Here is a 17,155-nt window from a genome sequence, read left to right on the forward strand (position 1 = left end):
ATATACATCAAACAAATTGATGGAAACACAATCAACCATCGCAATCCAAGAAAGGACAAGACAATGGCACTTATCTCAACCCTCGGCCGCAACTTTGGCCTCTCTTCCGTCAAAACCCCATCCCTCAGCCAAATGGCTGCGGTGCGCCGTCAGCGCAAAGCCCTGGTTCGTCTGGATGACGCGGCCTTGCGCGATATGGGTTTGACCCGTTCGGATGTTGAACAGGAAGCCAAGCGCGCCCTGTGGGACGTTCCTGCGAATTGGCGCTGCTAAAAAAAGAAACACAGCGTTTTCCTACCGGAAATCCTTGAAAAAGGTGTCTTCGTGACCGATATTTCCTTTTGACGGCTGCCAGAGCGATCTGGCGGCCCCAAAAGTTCAATATCGGAGGCTTTGATGGCTGAATTTGACACAATCCGGAGCACTGCGGGCACCCGCACCGCCCAGATTGACGAAGGGCTTCGCGCCCACATGAACAAGGTCTACGGCACCATGTCCGTAGGCACATTTATCACGTTTCTTGCGGCCTGGGCCATTGCGGGCATGGCCGTGACCAGCAACCCCAATGGCGCTGAAGTCATGATCCGCGAAGGTCAGTATCTGACCGGACTGGGTCAGGCAATCTACATGTCGCCGCTGAAATGGGTCATCATGCTGGCCCCATTGGGCATGGTCTTTGGCTTTGGCGCGGTGCTGAACCGCATCTCGGCCGCCGGGGCGCAGCTCTACTTCTATGTCTTCGCAACCCTGATGGGCCTGTCGCTGTCGTCGATCTTTATCGTCTACGCCGGTGAATCCATCGCGCAGGTCTTCCTGATCACCTCGATCGCTTTTGCCGGTCTGTCGCTCTGGGGCTACACCACCAAGAAAGACATCTCGGGCTGGGGGTCGTTCCTGATCATGGGTCTGATCGGCCTGATCGTGGCGTCGATCGTGAACATCTTCCTGGCGTCGTCGGCCGTGGCCTTTGCCGTGTCGGTGATCGGTGTCCTGATTTTTGCCGGCCTCACCGCCTATGACACGCAAAAGATCAAGACCACCTATCTGCAGATGGCGCATTCCGGTGACACCGAATGGCTGGGCAAAGCGGCCATCATGGGCGCGCTGAGCCTGTATCTGGACTTTATCAACCTGTTCATGATGCTGCTGTCGCTGCTCGGCAACCGCGAGTAACACGCAACACCGCCAAAACACCAAAAGGCCGGTCCCAGCGACCGGCCTTTTTGTTTGTCTGATTTGTTCGTGTGGACCCTAGTAGTTCACATAGTGGCTCTGGATCGTCGGCGGATACGAGCGTTTCTCGCCACGTTTCTGAACCACGTAGAACAGGAACTGCGGCTCATCATACCAGGCTTCGGCGCCGCGCGGCGAAAGAGTGGGGTCAGGAATGTCTTTTGGTGGCTTGCGGTTGTTCCGATTGAATGTGCAGCACTTCAACACGTCATATCCCAGAGTGGCTCCGAAAAACCGCCAGGGCACATCTGGCCCGACCTGAAAGAATCCGTGGCCAAACCAACCGTCCGTGCCGACGCAGGATATGAAGATACCATCATCCTTGAGCATCTTGTGAACATTGCGCAGCGACGCGGCAATATCAAACACGTGCTCGGTGGTGCCTCCGTCATAGATCACATCGAACTTCTGGCGCAGATCTTTGCCCACCGGCTTAGAGAGGTCGTGGACATACTCGGCGCCTTCAATGTCCGAGAAATCCAGGCTTTCCAGCGCGGGCCAATTGATGACATTCAAAAAGGACTCGCAAAACCCGTCCGCCTGAAAGAGCTCTTCTTCGCTGGTTTCAATGCCCAACTCTGTGCGCAACCCATTGACCAGGCGCGGTTTCCATCGTTCTTTAAAGTGCATCTTCTGCCGTCCCAGCATGACGCCTTCGGACTTACCTTCGAGAAAATGCGCGCTGCGTGCCATCTGCATCGCGATATTAATACTGATACCCATTGGACTGCCGCCTCTTGGTCGCCGTGTTGTTCGCTTTGCAACGCCACCTTGACGGTTTCTTGTATCTGCGTTGCTCTACAAGGTATGAAGTACCCCCCTGTTTTTGACAAGTATGATGGGCCGAGGGCGAACCATCTCACAACTCACAAACCATCTGCACTGCGGGAAAGTGAACGCCGGGCGCGAGGGTCAGTTCAACCTCTCCCACGTCGCGAAAGCCCATCGAGCGATAAAACCGCAGGGCCGCCAGGGTGCTCATGCAGTTCATGCGATCCACACCAAAGGCGCGCGCCGAGGCAAGCGCGGCCTCGACCAGTCGGCGCCCCACGCCTTGCCTCAGATGAGAGGGATGCGTGGCCACATGGCGCACATGCCCCTCTCCGGCAGAGGCGACACCGCGTGCCGGGCTGGTGTCCGTCCACCCGCCAGCACCAATCAGATCACCTTTGTCGTTTTGCGCCACCAGATAGGTTCCGCAATCCAACAATGCAGGCTGGGCCGTCGTGATATGCGGCAGGGCGGCACGCAGGGTGTCCGGCGCATAATAGTCCGGCAGCAGCCGCGGGTATGACTGACGAAACAGCTGGGTCACAACGGCCCGGTCTGCAGGCGTGGCGGGGCGAATTCGGATCGAATCTGACATCTTTGGCGTCCTTGAGTCCTCGGGGGGAGTGGTCAGGGCGCGGCAGGTGTCCGGAAAAGCAAAAAGCCGCGCTCTGGCGGCGCGGCTCTTGCATCTTGTCTAAGGGGCGATCTTACTTGATCTTGCCTTCCTTGTACTCGACATGCTTGCGCACCACCGGATCGTACTTACGTACGACCATCTTTTCGGTCATGGTTCGTGCGTTTTTCTTGGTCACGTAGAAATGGCCCGTGCCCGCGGTCGAGTTCAGACGGATCTTGATAGTCGTCGGCTTCGCCATTGTTCTTCTCCTGCGCGGGCATTGCGGCCCGTGAAATTCTCATGAAGCCTGCCTTTTAATGATGCACGCCCCCGAGTCAATGGCGATTCCGGCAAAAATGCCCTCACCTGTGGGGAAATTGCCAAGTCTGTGTCGTTTGGCCGGAACGTAACGCACTCAGGCAATGGTGGCCGAAGGCAATTCACCAAACTGGGCACGGTAATCCCGCGCCAGCTGGCCCATGTGCCAAAAGCCCAGCGCATTGGCCGAGTCGGCAATGGGCCTGGCCTCGGAGCGCTCGATCAAGGCGCGCCGGAAGCGATTCAGGCGCAGGCGCAGGAAATAGGCTTTCGGCGAAATGCCCAGCGTTTCCCGAAAGGCACGATTGAGGCTGCGCAACGAGACACCGGCGATCTCGCAGATCCTGCTGATCGGCACATTCTCATCCGCATGAGCCTCCATGTAGTCCAGCGCAATGCGCATGGCCCGCGCCCTTTGGCGACCAGAACTGAGATCAACATGCACCCTGGTGTCTGCCGACAATGCCAGAAAAGTAGCCAACACCTCTTCTTCCGCAGCGACATCCATGGCTCCGCCTCTGTGCGTCGACAAATGGCCAAGGGCAAGGTCCGCAAGCCTGTCGATGCCCTGCGTGTCCCGCGACGGGTTGAATACGCCGCTTGACCACAGCGCCGGGTCAACCGCCAGCCCCAAGCGATCTGCCAGGGCCTCAATGGCATCTGCTGGCACGGAAAATGTCAGCCCATGAAAGGTTGCATCGGTCAGCCCTTCAAACCCTTCCTTGCTGCCAAAAGTCAAAAACCTTTTGGCCTGAACTTCTGCGTCCCGCCAGCGAAAGGCTGAGCCCGAAAGCCGCACCCCAAAGGTCAGCGTATCGGGCGGCGCCAGCCCCTGCTGGTGCACAGCGCGATCCATCGAGATTTCCAGCAGGGTCAACACCGAGCCTTGGCGCATACGAATGGCCGTCTGCATCGGTCCCGGCTCGATCTGGGTAAAGTTCAACTGCCATGGCGTGATCGTGTCGATGATGTTGGGGTCAGGTAGTGCAACCTCAACAACAGGCCCGCCCGGGCGGGATGTGGTGTCTGGCCGATTTTTGATGTGGTCCATTTTTCGGACACGCTACTTTTTCTGGTACACAAAACCAATCTAGTTGGATCTGCGATTTGAGCCAGAGAAAACCGAAGACCTGCAGGGGGCGCCCGAATCTTCCACCGGAAACAGTACGCTGCGAAAGGGTTGTTACCTTTCTCACCCGTGAGCAGAGGCTGACACTTCAGCGCTTTGCCGAAGCTTCCGGGCTTACGGTTTCGTCCGCGGCACAGGTGCTGATCCGGCAAAGCCTGACAAACTTCCATTCGACTTCCACGAAACCCACGGAGGGGTAAACATGAAACGAGTATTACTTGCGGCGGTGGCGACGATGTTGTCCTCTGCGGCATTTGCCGCCGACGGAGACATCGTCCGCGATGGCGAATATCACTTCCTTGCGGCACAAATGGGCGAGCAATGGGCGGCACAGGATGGCGAAATCGACGCCAAACTGGCAGATCTCTATGCGGCCAACGGTGGCAAACCCCCTAATATCCTGTATGTCCTGATCGATGACGTGAGCTTTGGCCTTATGGGCAACCGTGCGATGAACTATGTCGCTGGTTTTGACACACCCAACATCAACGAATTTGCCGGCGAAAGCCTGTCGCTGATGCGCATGTATACCGAACCATCCTGCACACCCACCCGCACGGCCTTTCTGACCGGGCGACATCCGGTGCGCGCCGGGCAGGAAGAGGTCAAGGTTGCTTTGGTCGGCGAGGGCCTGGCCGCCGAAGAGGTGACCATTGCCGAAGTTCTAAAGGCCTCCGGTTACAACACGGCCCATGTCGGGAAATGGCACCAGGGCGACATCGAACAGTCCTTTCCCCACAACCAGGGCTTTGACGTGGCCTATTTCCCTGTTCACCAACAGGTTCAACTGAGCCTCATGACCAAGGAGGCGGCGCAGGCGACCAACCTGAACGGCTGGCATCCGTCTACACAGTCCGGTCAATTTGCCATCGACAAACTCTTCAAGCCTTATGGGCTGGTGACCGGCCTTGAGGCCGAAGCTGGCGGCATGGCCCGCGAAGTCGGACTGGAGGCTGGCGAAGAATGGACGCAGGTCCATTACGAAGAAATGAACGACCGCTACCAGCGCCAGATCATGGAGCAACTCGAGCGCCTGTCCGGCGAGGACGAGCCTTTCTTCCTGCAGTATTGGCCTTTGTTCCCGCTGAACTTTACCTATTCCGAGCAACAAACCAGCCGAAATGGCGGCTTCATGGCCGACAAGATGGAAGTGATCGACGATTGGTTCGGCGACCTGATGGCCAAGGTGGATGAATTGGGGCTGGCCGAGAACACGCTGGTCGTCTTCATGGCTGACAACGGTATTTTCAAACAGTATTCGCCGAACTCGGGCATGCAGGAGTTGATCTATCGGGGCGGCAAGGCCGAGCACCTCGAAGGTGGCGTGCGCGTCGATGCCTTTGTACGTTGGCCCGGTGTGATCGAGGCAGGCAGCTATGCCGGTGACATCATTCACGTCTCTGATCTGTACACCACATTCGCGCGGATTGCCGGGGCGACCGATGGTATTCCACGTGACCGGGTGATCGATGGGGTCGATCAGACTGCGCTGTTGCTCGAAGGCGAAGGCAACTCGCGCCGCGATTATGTCTACATCTACGAAGGCCCGGTTTTGCGCTCGATCGTGAAACAGGAATTCAAGATGCACATGCCTGCTCCGGGCGTTCCCGGCGCTGCGGCGCCTGTGTTCAACATCCTGCGCGACCCGCGCGAGATGAGCCCGGATATCGGTGGCTCGCTCTGGTCAGGGGCGTCGTTCCAGGACATGGCCAAACGCCACGCGCTCACCATCGCGAAACATCCGCATCTGCCGCTTGGCAAGGGTGTTCCGTATGAGGGTATCGAAAGCTTGCGCCCTGAAAGCGAACTGGCGCGTAAAACCTTTGCAAGCTGGCATTGAGCCAACGCCAAAACATGAAAAAGCCCGCCAGATCATGGCGGGCTTTTTTATGCGCAGAGGGCCTGTAAGCCGGATTCTGTTCCGCCGGATTGCTCTGGCGGCGACGACCATTCATCTTGAGCGCCCGTTACCGGGCACCCTCTAGCTGCCAACCCGGACCTGCTCGGGGCAAGACGCCCCTGTGATTGCTCACGCGCGATCCCTATTTGGCATTGCTCCCGGTGGGGCTTGCCATGCCGGTCCGGTTGCCCGTCCCGCGGTGGGCTCTTACCCCACCGTTTCACCTTTTCCCCGGCGGACCGGGGTAGTTTGTTCTCTGTGGCGCTTTCCCTCGGGTTTCCCCGGCCGGGCGTTACCCGGCACCGTTGCCTTGTGGAGTCCGGACTTTCCTCGGATGTTGCCACCCGCGGCCGCCCGGCCCTCTGCGCGACTGCCGAGGTATGCGGAGCGCGCGCTTGCGTCAAGAGGAAGACGACGTCAGGGGCGCTGCCCCTCGCCGCGCTTTTGCATGCAAAAGCACGTCTCACCCCGGGATATTTTTGGCCAAAAGAAGGCTCAGGTGTCGCTCAATGGCACGAGGTCAGCAGGCTCCAGTGGCCCGCGCGCCCAAGGACGATAGCGCAGGCGCACAGCGGCGAGCAGGGTTTCGTCATCGACATCCGCCGGGAACCCAATCTGTTGCGCCAATTCGCGCAGCGTGCGATCTGGCGACCCGGTGCCGCGCCGACGGGCCAGCCCCTGTTTTTCCAGACGTTCCCAATCAAATCGTGGTCCGGGATCGCATTTCCGCGTCGGGGCCATGTCCGAGTGACCAATGACGCCCTCTGCCGTGATATCCCAACGCCGCATGATTGCGCGCATCAGGTCTTCCAACGCTGCCATCTGCGGCTCGGGAAATGGGTGATTGCCAGTGTTCGCCAGTTCAATCCCGATCGAGCGCGAGTTCACATCCTCGATGCCCCGCCACTGCCCGACCCCGGCATGCCAGGCACGCATGTCTTCGGCGACCATCTGCCAGATGCGCCCATCCTCGGCGATCAGATAATGCGCGGACACCTCGACCTCCGGATCGCACAGCCGCTGCAACGCCGCCTCGGCACTTTCCATGGCCGTGTAGTGTAACACGATCAGCTCAGGACGCGCCCCGTCTCGGCGCTCACCAAAGGACGGGGATGGGGCAGAGCAGATCTCGGGCATGAGGTCAGTTGCGGGCGGCTTGCCGGTACGGAGATGGGTCCCAGCCACAGGCATAGCCATCCCCATCCGGGTCCAGCCCCAGGCGGTCTTTCTTGGGTCCACCCTTGGCCAGGAACGCCGATTGCGCATCGCTGCTCGACGGGTATTTGGCACAGGCTTTCTGATAGCGCGACTTGGTGGTCAGCCCCATGCGGCTATAGGCCTTGGTGCCCACCGCATGTTGCGTCGACAGGGCATAGGCCACGATATTGGGGCCGGTATCCGTGCGTTTGGGCAGGGCGGTTGGCTGGATCACCTCGTAATTGGCGCGGTTGTTGGCAATGCGTTCAGCGTCATCTTCGATGGACCGGCGCGAGCCGACGGCCTCAAAGTTGTTTTCATCGGAAATGCCGGGATTGTTCATCAGCACGGGCGCCGGGTTCGAGGGGCTGGCGTGCACAACACCATCCGAGGTGGTCTGAGCCGAACCCGCCGTCCGAGCGCGCGGAGCTGTCGGATCGTCCGTGGTCGCCGTCGTAGCCGCGCGGGTGGCGGTTGACGTCGCGGTTGTCGCTGGCGCGGCCGCAGCCGTTGTGGTCGGCTTGGGTTTTGGCTGAGGTTTCGGCTTGGGTGCCGGGGCCGCCGTGGCTGTGGTCGCCATCGGCTGGGTTGCGGGTTGCGGCCTGGGGGCCGCAGCCACCTGCGTTGGTGCCGGTTTCACAAGCGTTTCCTGGGACACCGCCGATGCGGGCGGAAGCGCCGTTGAGGATGCGGCGGGCTGGGTGTTCGGCGACAGGATCGCGTTATCAAACCCAACGCCTGCCGCGCTGTCTGGAATCTTTGGTTGGCATGCGGCCAATGCCACAAGCGCACAGCCCGTCAGGAAAACTCGCATTTTAGGTGCCTGCTCAATCTTGTTTTGAGCTGTTTTACCACCATTTTCCCGGTTTGGCTACAAATCCGGCAGCAGACTCAAGCGCATAGGCAGTGTTCAGCAGATCGCCCTCTTCCCAGGGGCGGCCAATCAGCTGCAGACCCAGCGGCAGACCCTGATGGTCCAGCCCCGTCGGCACCGAAATTCCCGGCAGACCAGCAAGGTTCACGGTCACGGTGAAGACGTCGTTGAGGTACATTTTCACCGGATCTTCGTCGTTCATCTCGCCCAGACCAAAGGCCGCGGACGGTGTGGCAGGCGTGAGGATCGCATCGATCCCGGCGGCAAACACGTCATCAAAGTCTTTCTTGATCAGCGCACGCACCCGGCGGGCACGGTTGTAATAGGCGTCGTAGAAACCTGCCGACAACACATAGGTGCCGATCATCACGCGGCGCTGCACCTCGTGGCCAAAACCTTCGGCGCGGGTTTTCTCGTACATCTCGGTGATGCCGTCACCTGCCGCCAGCGTGGCGCGGTGGCCAAAGCGCACACCATCATAACGCGCGAGGTTCGACGAGGCCTCGGCAGGGGCAATCACATAGTACGCAGGCAAAGCGTATTTGGTGTGCGGCAGCGAGATATCGACAAGCTCGGCACCGGCCGCCTTCATCATGGCGCGACCTTCGGCCCAGAGCGTCTCGATCTCTTCGGGCATGCCGTCCATGTGGTATTCTTTTGGAATGCCGATCTTCTTGCCTTTGATGTCGCCGGTCAGCATCGCCTCAAAATTTGGCACGGCGAGGTCGGCACTGGTCGAATCCTTGGGATCATGGCCGCACATGGCTTCCAACATGATCGCCGCATCGCGCACCGATTTGGTCATTGGACCGGCCTGATCCAGCGACGAGGCAAAGGCCACGATGCCCCAACGCGAACAACGGCCATAGGTCGGCTTGATGCCCACAGTGCCAGTAAACGCGGCAGGCTGGCGGATCGAGCCACCCGTGTCGGTGCCGGTTGCCGCGAGGCACAGGTCGGCGGCCACCGCCGAGGCCGAGCCACCAGACGAGCCGCCCGGTGTCAGTTGTGCGTCGTCATTGCCACGGCGCCACGGGCTGACCGCGTTGCCATAGGCCGAGGTCTCGTTCGACGAGCCCATCGCGAATTCGTCCATGTTCAGCTTGCCCAGCATCACGGCACCAGCATCCGCCAGTTGTTGTGACACGGTCGATTCGTACTCGGGCTTGAACCCTTCCAGGATGCGGCTGGCGGCCTGACTCTCGACACCCTTGGTGCAAAAGAGATCCTTGATGCCCACCGGCAGACCACACATCGACGGCGCGTCGCCTGTTGCAATGCGCGCATCCGCCGCCTTGGCACGTTCCATGGCAATTTCGGGCGTCTTATGCACAAAAGTGTTGAGCGCATCCGCCTGATCGATGGCTTTCAGGCAGGCCTCGGTCAGTTCCACTGAGGTGGTGTCACCGGCACGCAGCATATCACGGGCCTCAGCCAGGCCCAGTTTGTTCAGATCGCTCATTATTCCACCACCTTCGGAACCGCAAAAAAGCCTTCGCGCGCGTCGGGCGCGTTTTTCAGAACCTTGGCCTGCTGATTGCCGTCCGTGACTACGTCTTCACGGCGTTTCAGACGCTGCGGGGTGACCGAAGTCATCGGCTCCACACCTGTCACATCCACCTCGTTCAATTGCTCGATAAAGCCGAGGATGGTGTTGAATTCCTGTGCCAGCGCGGGCAGCGCGTCTTCTTCGACCTTGATGCGGGCCAGTTTGGCCACGCGGGCGGCGGTATCCTTGTCAATCGACATGCGAGACTCCGGGTTTAAACTCTGGACATGCGTTTATCCTTCCCATGAATGTGGTGCAAGCGGATGGCGCAGTGTTCACGGGGTTCCCCCCCACACCTCAAAGTTTTTTTGAAAAGATGAAGCCACGAAGGATAGGTTTTGAGAAAAGTTTTGATCCGGCCGCCTGACCCGGGCGTATCATTTCAAAAGACAAGATCAGGAGTAAACAATGCCGATATTGAGAGTGATAAGCTTGGCCTTGGTACTGGCGGCGGGGCGTGCAGATGCAGAGGTGTATTTCTTGAACCCGGTAAACCCTTTGCCCGATGGTCAGGGATTCGAAGTGGTCGACAAGCTGGGAACCGATTTCACATTCATCTGGTGCGATGCCGCATGGGCCGCGCGGGCGGCGGGCGCTGGCAGCACCGAACGGATCTACGTCTCACACCCCTACGGGTCCAGCCGGACGGCTCCCGGGCTGGATGGGGTATCTTTCACCATGACACCAGATGCCACCGTCCGCGCGGCTGCCAAAGCTCTGACCGGCCCGCGGTCGTTGTCTTTGACCAACCTTGGCAACAACATGTCGGTTGGACAGGGCTTGGGATACTGCGTATTCGAGATGGGCAGCTAGTCATCCGCTTGATACGATCCTGAGCGGTGCGATGCGCTCAGATGCCGATGCAATACCTCGATCATCCAACCCAGCATGATGGCATTGAGGATATGCCAAAGGAAATGCGTGCCGAGCGGGAGCTGCCCACAGATATGCATATCGAGGCTGCGGAACAGGATTGAAACGCACAGGATCGTCGCCCCTATGGCCAGTCCGCGCGCCACCTCTGGCAGACGATGGCGCAACAGGATGGCATAGATAAAGATCAAGAGAGGCACCGGCGCATAGCCCGCGGAAGATCCGAGACCGGGCACCATCTGGAACAACGGCACCGTGGCCGCCGCATAAGGAAAGAACAACGCCGTCAGACCCAGCGCAGGCCAGAGTGACAGGCGCCAATAGTACCGGTTGGCCGCGTAGATATAGGTCAGCACATAGAGCGCGATTGGTGCGGTATCAGCGATGGCCGACCAGACCTGACCATGGGTGTGAAACAGGAAGCTGCCGAGGCCGATCAGCGCGAGGATCACAATCAGAACGCGCGTAATGGGTGCGGCTGTAGCCTCGGTGCGGCGCCACATAATCAGGGCGGCGATCAGAAAGGCGGCATTGGTCACGGCATTCACTGGCTCGGACCAATACTCCGGCCCGGTGCGCTCACAATAGCTGTCAATCGCCTGTGTCCAGTCCATCCGCTCTTCCCTCATGGCTTTATGGTGCTAACCTGTCATCAACAGATAGGAGGTAATCCATGAAAATCATATGGCTTGGTCACGGATCATTTCGCATTGAGGTCGCAGACAAGGTTCTGCTGATCGACCCCTGGCTGACCGGCAACCCGGTCCTGCCCGAAGATCAGCACGCGGCGGCGATTGCGGGCGGCACCCACCTGATCCTGACCCACGCGCATTTTGACCACGTGGCCGACATGCTGCCACTGGCGCGCAAACTCTCGATCCCGGTCGTTGGACAATACGACCTCATGGGCTATTGGGCCGAGCATGAGCACATCGAGACCATCGGCTTTAACAAAGGTGGCACGGTCGATTTGGGTGGCGTGAGCCTGTCGATGGTCCCCGCCTCGCACAGTTCCTGTTTCGGCACGGACGAGGGCCCCAAGGCCTCGGGCACCGAGGTTGGCTACATGCTGCGCGCCGAGGGCAAGACAATCTATATCTCGGGCGACACCGACATCATGGCCGACATGGACTGGATGGGGGATTATTACAAACCCGATGTCGGCATTCTGTCAGCGGGTGGCCATTTCACCATGGACATGAAGGGCGCAGCCTATGCCGCCAAGCGTTATTTCAACTTCAAGACGGTGATCCCCTGCCATTACGGCACCTTCCCGATTCTTGAGCAGTCAGCCGAGGATCTGCGTGCTGGCCTGCCCGGTGTCGAGGTGATCGAACCACAGGTGATGCAGGCCATCGAGGTGTAGGGCGTGACCCAGATTACGCCCTCGCCCGAACTTGGGGCCATCGTCCGCCGGTGGCTCCGCTCTTATGCCTCGGGCGATAAGGATGCCGTGGTCAACCTGTTCTCTGACGATGCTTCGCTGGGATACATCGGCTCGTCACACGACGAGGTCTGGCGCGGCGACACCCTGCGCCGGGGCATGGCAACCTATATGGACGATATCCCCAACTTTTCGTGGGACCGCGACGATTTCCGCGGCTTTGAATGCGGCGATCTGGGATGGGTTGAATGGTTCGGAGAGCGTGTCTCGCTGGACAATGGCAAAGAGATCACCTTTCGCTCGACCTTTGTGCTGCATCTGGAACAGGGTGTGTGGCGCATCGTGCATGTGCACAATTCGAACCCGGTCTCGAACATGCAGGCTTTGGGCTATGAATCGCGTGGCTTCGAAGACCTGCTCGAAGCCGCCATGGCCGCCCCTTCGGGCCTTGCCCAAACCGGCATCGCCTCGGTCATGTTCACCGACATTGCCGACAGCTCGTCCCTGGCCGAAACCCTTGGGGATACCAAGTGGAGCGATGTCGTGCGCAGCCACCTGGCTCTCGTCAGCCGCCTGATCGAAGAGACCGGCGGATCACTGGTCAAATCTCTGGGCGACGGCACCCTGTCGGCCTTTCCCTCGGTCCGCGCCGCACTGCGCGCCGCCATCCTGATCCAACGCGAAAACGCCATGCTCGGCCATGAACCCAACCTGCGCCTTCGCGTCGGCATCCACACCGGGGACGTGGTCCAGACGGATGACGATTTCTTTGGCACGGTGGTCAACAAGGCCGCCCGGGTCGCCGCCGCCGCAGCCCCAGGAGACATCCGCGTCTCTGAAGCCACCCGCGTCATGGTCGGCGGCAACAAAGACTTCGCCTTTACCGATACCGCCTCTGTCCCACTCAAGGGCCTCGAAGGGGAACACCTGATCCACCGGCTGGAGTGGCGCACATGAGCGGCATCAAACCCTCACCTGAAATTCTCGCCGTGGCGCGCCGCTGGATCGACGCCATCCCGAACCGGCGCCCAAAGGACCTGCGCAACCTGTTGACCAAGGGAGACCACCTGCGCCTTGTTGGCACTGGCGAGGGTGAGCTGTGGGCCGGTGAGGCTGTACGCCAAGGCATTGGCGATTTCTTTGGCGACATCCCCGAGATTGCCACCCATGTAGAAACCTTTGCCGAGGCATTCGAAAACGGGGAAACAGGCTGGGCCTGCCTGGTGCACGACCTCTCATTTGTTCCCCAACCAGAGGAAATCTTCAACGTACGCACGACCCTGATTTTTGCCCTCGAAGACGGGGCCTGGAAGATTGTGCACCGCCATGGTTCGGTTCCGCTGCCGAACATAGATTTCGTGGGGACCGCCCAAACCGCCATCGCCGATCTCGTCGCCGCCGCCCGTCAGGGGTTTGCCCTGAACCAGCGGGCGGGGTTTGCCTCGGTCATGTTCACCGACATCGTGAATTCTTCACGCCTTTCTTCGATACTGGGTGACCGCCTGTGGTCCTCGGAAATGACCCGCCATTTTGCCGCCTTGCGCGACATCATCGAGAACCATGGCGGCCAGTTCGTGAAGTCCCTTGGCGACGGCACCATGTCCAGCTTCCCCACCCCGGCCCAGTCCCTGCAAGCGGCACAATCCATCCTGCGAGAAACCACCACCTCTGATGGCCCCGACATCGGCCTGCGTATCGGCATCCACACCGGCGATGTGGTGCAGACCGAAGACGATTTCTTTGGCACCGTCGTGAACAAGGCCGCGCGCATCACCGCCAACGCGGCAGTCAACGAAATCCACGTGTCCGACACCACCCGCGAGATGGTCGCGGACGCATCGGACATGCGCTTTGCCAATCCGGTTTCGGTCCCACTCAGGGGATTCGACGGCGACCAACTCTTATACCGACTGGAATGGCAGGAATGATCAAACCCTCTCCCGAAATCGAAGCCATTGTTCGCCGCATGAGTGACACGATCCGGATGCATGACGTCGCAGATATTTCCCATTATTTCTCCTCCTCCGACGCCGTGCTCTACGTCGGCACCGCCGAAGGCGAGAACTGGCACGGACAAACCCTGCGCGACGGCATCTCTGCGCATCTGGCCGAAGTGCCGGACTTCACCGAGGAAGACGTCGAAATCGAAGCCTGGGAGAATGGCGAAACCGGCTGGGCCTTTCGCCAGACCACCTATCGCTTTGCCGACACTGGCGTCTCCGGCAAACACCGGATCAGTTTTGTCTTCATAATAGAACGCGGTAGCTGGAAAGTGATCCAGCACCACATCTCCAACCCGACCTCGAACCTCGACAAGATGGGCATCGAACATCGCGCGTTCCGCGACCTGCTGGCCGCCGCCGAAGACGAACAACTCTCGATCGGCTTCGAGGGCCTATCGTCCATCATGTTCACTGACATCGCCAACTCCACCGCCCTTGCGGCTGCAGTCGGAGACCGCCTCTGGCTCGGCGTCCTCGCCGATCACCTGAAAGCCACGGAGACCATCATCAACGAGCACGGTGGGCACATGGTGAAATCGCTTGGTGACGGCACCATGTCCGCTTTTCCCTCGGCCCGCGCCGCCATGTCAGCGGCACTTGCCCTGCAAGACATAACCCGCAACCAGCAGACCGAACCGCCGTTGTCGATCCGCATCGGCATCCACACCGGCGAAGTCATCGCCTCGGATGACGACTACTTCGGCACCGTGGTGAACAAAGCCGCCCGCATCGCCGCCAGCGCCCAACCCGGAGAAACCCGCGTGTCGGATGCCACCCGGCTGATGGCCGGCCCCGTCGAAGAGGTCATCTTTGAAGACCCCATAACCATACCCCTGAAAGGCCTTGCGGGAGATCACTTACTTTACCGGCTAAGGTCCCGTCCATGACCCGCCGCTCCCCCGAACTCGAGGCCCTCGCCCAACGTTTCGCCACGGCCATGCTGTCGGCCGAGGGCGACACGGTCGTGAACTTCCTCTCCGCCGAAGACCCGCTCGTGTTCTGCGGCAGCGCCTATGGCGAGGTCTGGCAGGGCGACTTTCTGCGCGACTCCTACGCCGATCACGTCAACGAGTTTCCGAATCCCAAATCGGTGAACCACGAGGTGACGGCCTATGAGAACGGAGACACAGGATGGGCGCTATGGACGGGAACCGTGGTTCTGCCAACCAACGGCACCGAAATCGAAATGCACCTCTCACTGAACTTTGTGATGGAGAAAGGCTTCTGGAAGGTCCAGCTCATCCACAACTCCGTCGCCATCTCGAATATCGAAGTCCTCGGCTACGAACATTCCGCCATCACCAACCTGCTCGAAGCGCTGGAAAACGAACCCCACGACATCGGCCAGACCGGCAACGCGACGCTCCTGTTCACCGACATCGTCAATTCTACCGCTCTCGCCGAAGCCCTCGGCGACCGCCAATGGGCGGCGATCGTGCACGAACACCTCGAGGATGTCTCCACAAGCATCACCAGACACAGCGGTACGCTGGTCAAAAGCCTCGGTGACGGCACCATGTCCAGCTTCCCCTCTGCCAGCGCCGCCATGACCGCCGCTATGGAGCTGCAACGCCTGCTCGCAGCCAAAACGGCAGAACCCCGCCTCAGCATCCGCGCCGGTATCCACACGGGCGACGTCATCGCCGCTGATGGGGATTTCTTCGGCACCGTCGTCAACAAAGCTGCCCGCATCACCGAGACCGCTCAAGCAGGCGAAATCCGCGTCTCGGACGCCGCCAAACTTATGGTCGGCACCGACCCCGCCTATGCCTTCTCCGACCGCGCAGCCTTGCGGCTGAAAGGGTTGGAAGGCCACCATGTGGTGCATCTGTTGAAGTGGTAACGGCGAAGAAGCCGTAAAAAATACCGACGTAATACCGACACGATACCGACGTGATACAGACCCCGATTTTCAGCGTCTTTTGTCGGCAAAAAACGCCTTCAACAACGCCTCGGATTCGGCCGCTGCGATCCCGTCATAGACCTCTGGCACGTAGTGCGACTGCGGATGGCTGAACACCCGCGGCCCCTGCGCGACGCCTCCTGACTTCGGATCAGCCGCCCCATAATAGACCCGCGCAATCCGCGTCTGACTGATCGCACTGGCGCACATCGGGCAGGGTTCCAGCGTTACATATAGGTCATGATCTGGCAGCCGCTCACTGCCCAGCGCCTCACAAGCCATTCGAATCGCTAGGATTTCCGCGTGCGCCGTTGGATCGTTCAACTCCCGCGTCCGGTTCCCGGCCCGCGCCACGACCGCGCCCTCCGGCGACACGATCACCGCGCCCACGGGCACCTCGCCGCGCTCGGCCGCCAAACGCGCCTCGTCCAAGGCCTGTTCCATGAAGCTCGTGAACACCATGCCCCTGCCTAGCCTTCAGACGCCCCCTTTCGCAATCCCTCAATCCGCGATAGGTAGCCCTCATGAGCCAGGAAACCCCCACCGGCGACCGCATCGCCAAAGTCCTCGCCCGCGCCGGCATCGCCAGCCGCCGCGAGGCCGAACGCATGATCGAAGCCGGTCGCGTTACCGTAAACGGTAATAAAATCAACAGCCCAGCGCTGAACGTGACGGGCAAGGATCGCATCACCGTTGACGGCAAACCACTGGCCGAACCCGAGGCCGAGCGCATCTGGCTCTACCACAAGCCCGCCGGGCTGGTGACCACCAACAAGGACGAAAAGGGTCGCGAGACGATCTTTGACCACCTGCCCGAGGACCTGCCCCGGGTGATGACCATCGGACGGCTTGACCTCAACTCCGAAGGGCTGTTGCTGCTGACCAATGACGGCGGCGTCAAACGCAAACTCGAACTGCCCTCGACCGGCTGGCTGCGCAAGTACCGCGTGCGTGTGAACGGTCGACCCCAGGACGACACCTTTGCCCCCTTGCGTAAGGGTGTCACGATCGAAGGCGAAAGGTTTCAACCGATGGAGGTCACCCTCGACCGCCAACAGGGCGCCAACGCCTGGGTGACCGTGGGCATCCGCGAGGGCCGCAATCGCGAAATCCGCCGCGCGATGGAGGCCGTGGGCCTGACCGTGAACCGTCTGATCCGCGTGTCTTATGGCCCCTTCCAACTGGGGCAGTTAAAACCCGGCGCGGTGGAAGAAGTGCGTCGCCGCGTGGTGCGCGACCAATTGGGCCTCGACGGCGCCACACCGCCTGAAAAACGCAAAACCCCCCAGCGCAAACGCCGCCGCTAACCACTCGCCCCACCGAGCGCAGCGAGGCCACGCCCAACCAGAGGCGTGGGCCGCAAGGCCCGTGCCGATGGGCGGGAGTACGCCGTCCCTGACACAAA

20 protein-coding genes and 1 other RNA gene are annotated in these 17,155 nt (G+C 60.2%); 10 read left to right on the top strand and 11 right to left on the bottom strand.

Features of this window, described 5'->3' with window-relative positions:
• Window positions 1-63 precede the first annotated feature (63 nt).
• Together EK369_RS05370 and EK369_RS05375 are read left to right on the top strand one after the other, a co-directional pair.
• Window positions 64-273 (top strand): DUF1127 domain-containing protein, encoded by a 210-nt coding sequence (locus EK369_RS05370; RefSeq protein WP_127112672.1) that lies wholly within the window; start codon window positions 64-66, stop codon window positions 271-273.
• A 123-nt stretch (window positions 274-396) separates the two neighbouring features.
• Window positions 397-1,173, top strand: coding sequence for a Bax inhibitor-1/YccA family protein (locus tag EK369_RS05375; protein ID WP_127112673.1), 777 nt, complete (start codon window positions 397-399; stop codon window positions 1,171-1,173).
• A 78-nt stretch (window positions 1,174-1,251) separates the two neighbouring features.
• Here EK369_RS05375 and EK369_RS05380 read toward each other — a convergent pair whose 3' ends face one another.
• From EK369_RS05380 to EK369_RS05395, 4 genes are all read right to left on the bottom strand, one after another.
• Window positions 1,252-1,956: a class I SAM-dependent methyltransferase gene (locus EK369_RS05380; protein ID WP_127112674.1), complete on the bottom strand. Its 705-nt coding sequence runs from the start codon at window positions 1,954-1,956 to the stop codon at window positions 1,252-1,254.
• Between the two features lie 136 nt (window positions 1,957-2,092).
• Window positions 2,093-2,599, bottom strand: coding sequence for a GNAT family N-acetyltransferase (locus EK369_RS05385; RefSeq protein WP_127112675.1), 507 nt, complete (start codon window positions 2,597-2,599; stop codon window positions 2,093-2,095).
• 112 nt (window positions 2,600-2,711) lie between these two features.
• The gene (gene rpmG, locus EK369_RS05390; RefSeq protein WP_007814563.1) at window positions 2,712-2,879 is read right to left on the bottom strand and encodes a 50S ribosomal protein L33; all 168 of its coding nucleotides are present in this window, start codon (window positions 2,877-2,879) and stop codon (window positions 2,712-2,714) included.
• 156 nt (window positions 2,880-3,035) lie between these two features.
• Complete coding sequence (locus EK369_RS05395) at window positions 3,036-3,989, bottom strand: AraC family transcriptional regulator (RefSeq protein ID WP_127112676.1); 954 nt, start codon at window positions 3,987-3,989, stop codon at window positions 3,036-3,038.
• Window positions 3,990-4,269: 280 nt separating this feature from the next.
• On the opposite strand from EK369_RS05395, the gene EK369_RS05400 reads away from it, so the two are divergent.
• The gene (locus EK369_RS05400; RefSeq protein WP_127112677.1) at window positions 4,270-5,907 is read left to right on the top strand and encodes a sulfatase-like hydrolase/transferase; all 1,638 of its coding nucleotides are present in this window, start codon (window positions 4,270-4,272) and stop codon (window positions 5,905-5,907) included.
• Between the two features lie 49 nt (window positions 5,908-5,956).
• Here EK369_RS05400 and rnpB read toward each other — a convergent pair.
• From rnpB to gatC, 5 genes are all read right to left on the bottom strand, one after another.
• Window positions 5,957-6,333, bottom strand: an RNA gene (gene rnpB, locus EK369_RS05405) — RNase P RNA component class A.
• A gap of 129 nt (window positions 6,334-6,462) precedes the next feature.
• A complete protein-coding gene (locus tag EK369_RS05410; RefSeq protein WP_235871349.1) occupies window positions 6,463-7,104 on the bottom strand; it encodes an N-acetylmuramoyl-L-alanine amidase in 642 nt (213 codons plus the stop codon).
• A 4-nt stretch (window positions 7,105-7,108) separates the two neighbouring features.
• On the bottom strand, window positions 7,109-7,978 hold the full coding sequence (locus EK369_RS05415) for a hypothetical protein (RefSeq protein WP_127112679.1): 870 nt from the start codon (window positions 7,976-7,978) through the stop codon (window positions 7,109-7,111).
• Between the two features lie 34 nt (window positions 7,979-8,012).
• Window positions 8,013-9,500, bottom strand: a complete 1,488-nt coding sequence (gene gatA, locus EK369_RS05420; protein ID WP_127112680.1) for an Asp-tRNA(Asn)/Glu-tRNA(Gln) amidotransferase subunit GatA — start codon at window positions 9,498-9,500, stop codon at window positions 8,013-8,015.
• Window positions 9,500-9,787: an Asp-tRNA(Asn)/Glu-tRNA(Gln) amidotransferase subunit GatC gene (gene gatC / locus EK369_RS05425; protein WP_127112681.1), complete on the bottom strand. Its 288-nt coding sequence runs from the start codon at window positions 9,785-9,787 to the stop codon at window positions 9,500-9,502. Before gatC ends, gatA begins: the two co-directional genes overlap by 1 nt.
• Before the next feature lie 208 nt (window positions 9,788-9,995).
• On the opposite strand from gatC, the gene EK369_RS05430 reads away from it, so the two are divergent.
• On the top strand, window positions 9,996-10,400 hold the full coding sequence (locus EK369_RS05430) for a hypothetical protein (RefSeq protein ID WP_127112682.1): 405 nt from the start codon (window positions 9,996-9,998) through the stop codon (window positions 10,398-10,400).
• Here EK369_RS05430 and EK369_RS05435 read toward each other — a convergent pair.
• Window positions 10,397-11,074 (bottom strand): ceramidase domain-containing protein, encoded by a 678-nt coding sequence (locus EK369_RS05435; protein ID WP_127112683.1) that lies wholly within the window; start codon window positions 11,072-11,074, stop codon window positions 10,397-10,399. The genes EK369_RS05430 and EK369_RS05435 overlap by 4 nt on opposite strands.
• A 59-nt stretch (window positions 11,075-11,133) precedes the next feature.
• Here EK369_RS05435 and EK369_RS05440 point away from each other — a divergent pair, with 59 nt between their 5' ends.
• The 5 genes from EK369_RS05440 to EK369_RS05460 are packed head-to-tail and all read left to right on the top strand — an operon-like array spanning window position 11,134 to window position 15,690.
• Window positions 11,134-11,826, top strand: a complete 693-nt coding sequence (locus EK369_RS05440) for a metal-dependent hydrolase (RefSeq protein WP_127112684.1) — start codon at window positions 11,134-11,136, stop codon at window positions 11,824-11,826.
• A gap of 3 nt (window positions 11,827-11,829) precedes the next feature.
• Window positions 11,830-12,801: a nuclear transport factor 2 family protein gene (locus EK369_RS05445; RefSeq protein ID WP_127112685.1), complete on the top strand. Its 972-nt coding sequence runs from the start codon at window positions 11,830-11,832 to the stop codon at window positions 12,799-12,801.
• Window positions 12,798-13,772: an adenylate/guanylate cyclase domain-containing protein gene (locus tag EK369_RS05450; RefSeq protein WP_127112686.1), complete on the top strand. Its 975-nt coding sequence runs from the start codon at window positions 12,798-12,800 to the stop codon at window positions 13,770-13,772. The genes EK369_RS05445 and EK369_RS05450 overlap by 4 nt, the downstream gene beginning before the upstream one ends.
• A complete protein-coding gene (locus EK369_RS05455) occupies window positions 13,769-14,734 on the top strand; it encodes a nuclear transport factor 2 family protein (RefSeq protein ID WP_164726886.1) in 966 nt (321 codons plus the stop codon). Before EK369_RS05450 ends, EK369_RS05455 begins: the two co-directional genes overlap by 4 nt.
• Window positions 14,731-15,690: an adenylate/guanylate cyclase domain-containing protein gene (locus EK369_RS05460; protein WP_127112688.1), complete on the top strand. Its 960-nt coding sequence runs from the start codon at window positions 14,731-14,733 to the stop codon at window positions 15,688-15,690. The genes EK369_RS05455 and EK369_RS05460 overlap by 4 nt, the downstream gene beginning before the upstream one ends.
• Before the next feature lie 69 nt (window positions 15,691-15,759).
• Here EK369_RS05460 and EK369_RS05465 read toward each other — a convergent pair whose 3' ends face one another.
• Window positions 15,760-16,212: a nucleoside deaminase gene (locus EK369_RS05465; RefSeq protein ID WP_127112689.1), complete on the bottom strand. Its 453-nt coding sequence runs from the start codon at window positions 16,210-16,212 to the stop codon at window positions 15,760-15,762.
• Between the two features lie 62 nt (window positions 16,213-16,274).
• Here EK369_RS05465 and EK369_RS05470 point away from each other — a divergent pair, with 62 nt between their 5' ends.
• Window positions 16,275-17,057, top strand: coding sequence for a pseudouridine synthase (locus EK369_RS05470; protein WP_127112690.1), 783 nt, complete (start codon window positions 16,275-16,277; stop codon window positions 17,055-17,057).
• Window positions 17,058-17,155 lie beyond the last annotated feature (98 nt).

Origin of the sequence: Shimia sediminis (assembly GCF_003990645.1) — a bacterium.
GTDB lineage: Bacteria > Pseudomonadota > Alphaproteobacteria > Rhodobacterales > Rhodobacteraceae > Shimia > Shimia sediminis.

Coding starts and splice junctions, on each gene's coding strand:
- EK369_RS05370 (WP_127112672.1), top strand. CDS start 64: ATGGCACTTATCTCAACCCTCGGCCGCAACTTTGGCCTCTCTTCCGTC.
- EK369_RS05375 (WP_127112673.1), top strand. CDS start 397: ATGGCTGAATTTGACACAATCCGGAGCACTGCGGGCACCCGCACCGCC.
- EK369_RS05380 (WP_127112674.1), bottom strand. CDS start 1,956: ATGGGTATCAGTATTAATATCGCGATGCAGATGGCACGCAGCGCGCAT.
- EK369_RS05385 (WP_127112675.1), bottom strand. CDS start 2,599: ATGTCAGATTCGATCCGAATTCGCCCCGCCACGCCTGCAGACCGGGCC.
- rpmG (WP_007814563.1), bottom strand. CDS start 2,879: ATGGCGAAGCCGACGACTATCAAGATCCGTCTGAACTCGACCGCGGGC.
- EK369_RS05395 (WP_127112676.1), bottom strand. CDS start 3,989: ATGGACCACATCAAAAATCGGCCAGACACCACATCCCGCCCGGGCGGG.
- EK369_RS05400 (WP_127112677.1), top strand. CDS start 4,270: ATGAAACGAGTATTACTTGCGGCGGTGGCGACGATGTTGTCCTCTGCG.
- EK369_RS05410 (WP_235871349.1), bottom strand. CDS start 7,104: ATGCCCGAGATCTGCTCTGCCCCATCCCCGTCCTTTGGTGAGCGCCGA.
- EK369_RS05415 (WP_127112679.1), bottom strand. CDS start 7,978: ATGCGAGTTTTCCTGACGGGCTGTGCGCTTGTGGCATTGGCCGCATGC.
- gatA (WP_127112680.1), bottom strand. CDS start 9,500: ATGAGCGATCTGAACAAACTGGGCCTGGCTGAGGCCCGTGATATGCTG.
- gatC (WP_127112681.1), bottom strand. CDS start 9,787: ATGTCGATTGACAAGGATACCGCCGCCCGCGTGGCCAAACTGGCCCGC.
- EK369_RS05430 (WP_127112682.1), top strand. CDS start 9,996: ATGCCGATATTGAGAGTGATAAGCTTGGCCTTGGTACTGGCGGCGGGG.
- EK369_RS05435 (WP_127112683.1), bottom strand. CDS start 11,074: ATGGACTGGACACAGGCGATTGACAGCTATTGTGAGCGCACCGGGCCG.
- EK369_RS05440 (WP_127112684.1), top strand. CDS start 11,134: ATGAAAATCATATGGCTTGGTCACGGATCATTTCGCATTGAGGTCGCA.
- EK369_RS05450 (WP_127112686.1), top strand. CDS start 12,798: ATGAGCGGCATCAAACCCTCACCTGAAATTCTCGCCGTGGCGCGCCGC.
- EK369_RS05455 (WP_164726886.1), top strand. CDS start 13,769: ATGATCAAACCCTCTCCCGAAATCGAAGCCATTGTTCGCCGCATGAGT.
- EK369_RS05460 (WP_127112688.1), top strand. CDS start 14,731: ATGACCCGCCGCTCCCCCGAACTCGAGGCCCTCGCCCAACGTTTCGCC.
- EK369_RS05465 (WP_127112689.1), bottom strand. CDS start 16,212: ATGGTGTTCACGAGCTTCATGGAACAGGCCTTGGACGAGGCGCGTTTG.
- EK369_RS05470 (WP_127112690.1), top strand. CDS start 16,275: ATGAGCCAGGAAACCCCCACCGGCGACCGCATCGCCAAAGTCCTCGCC.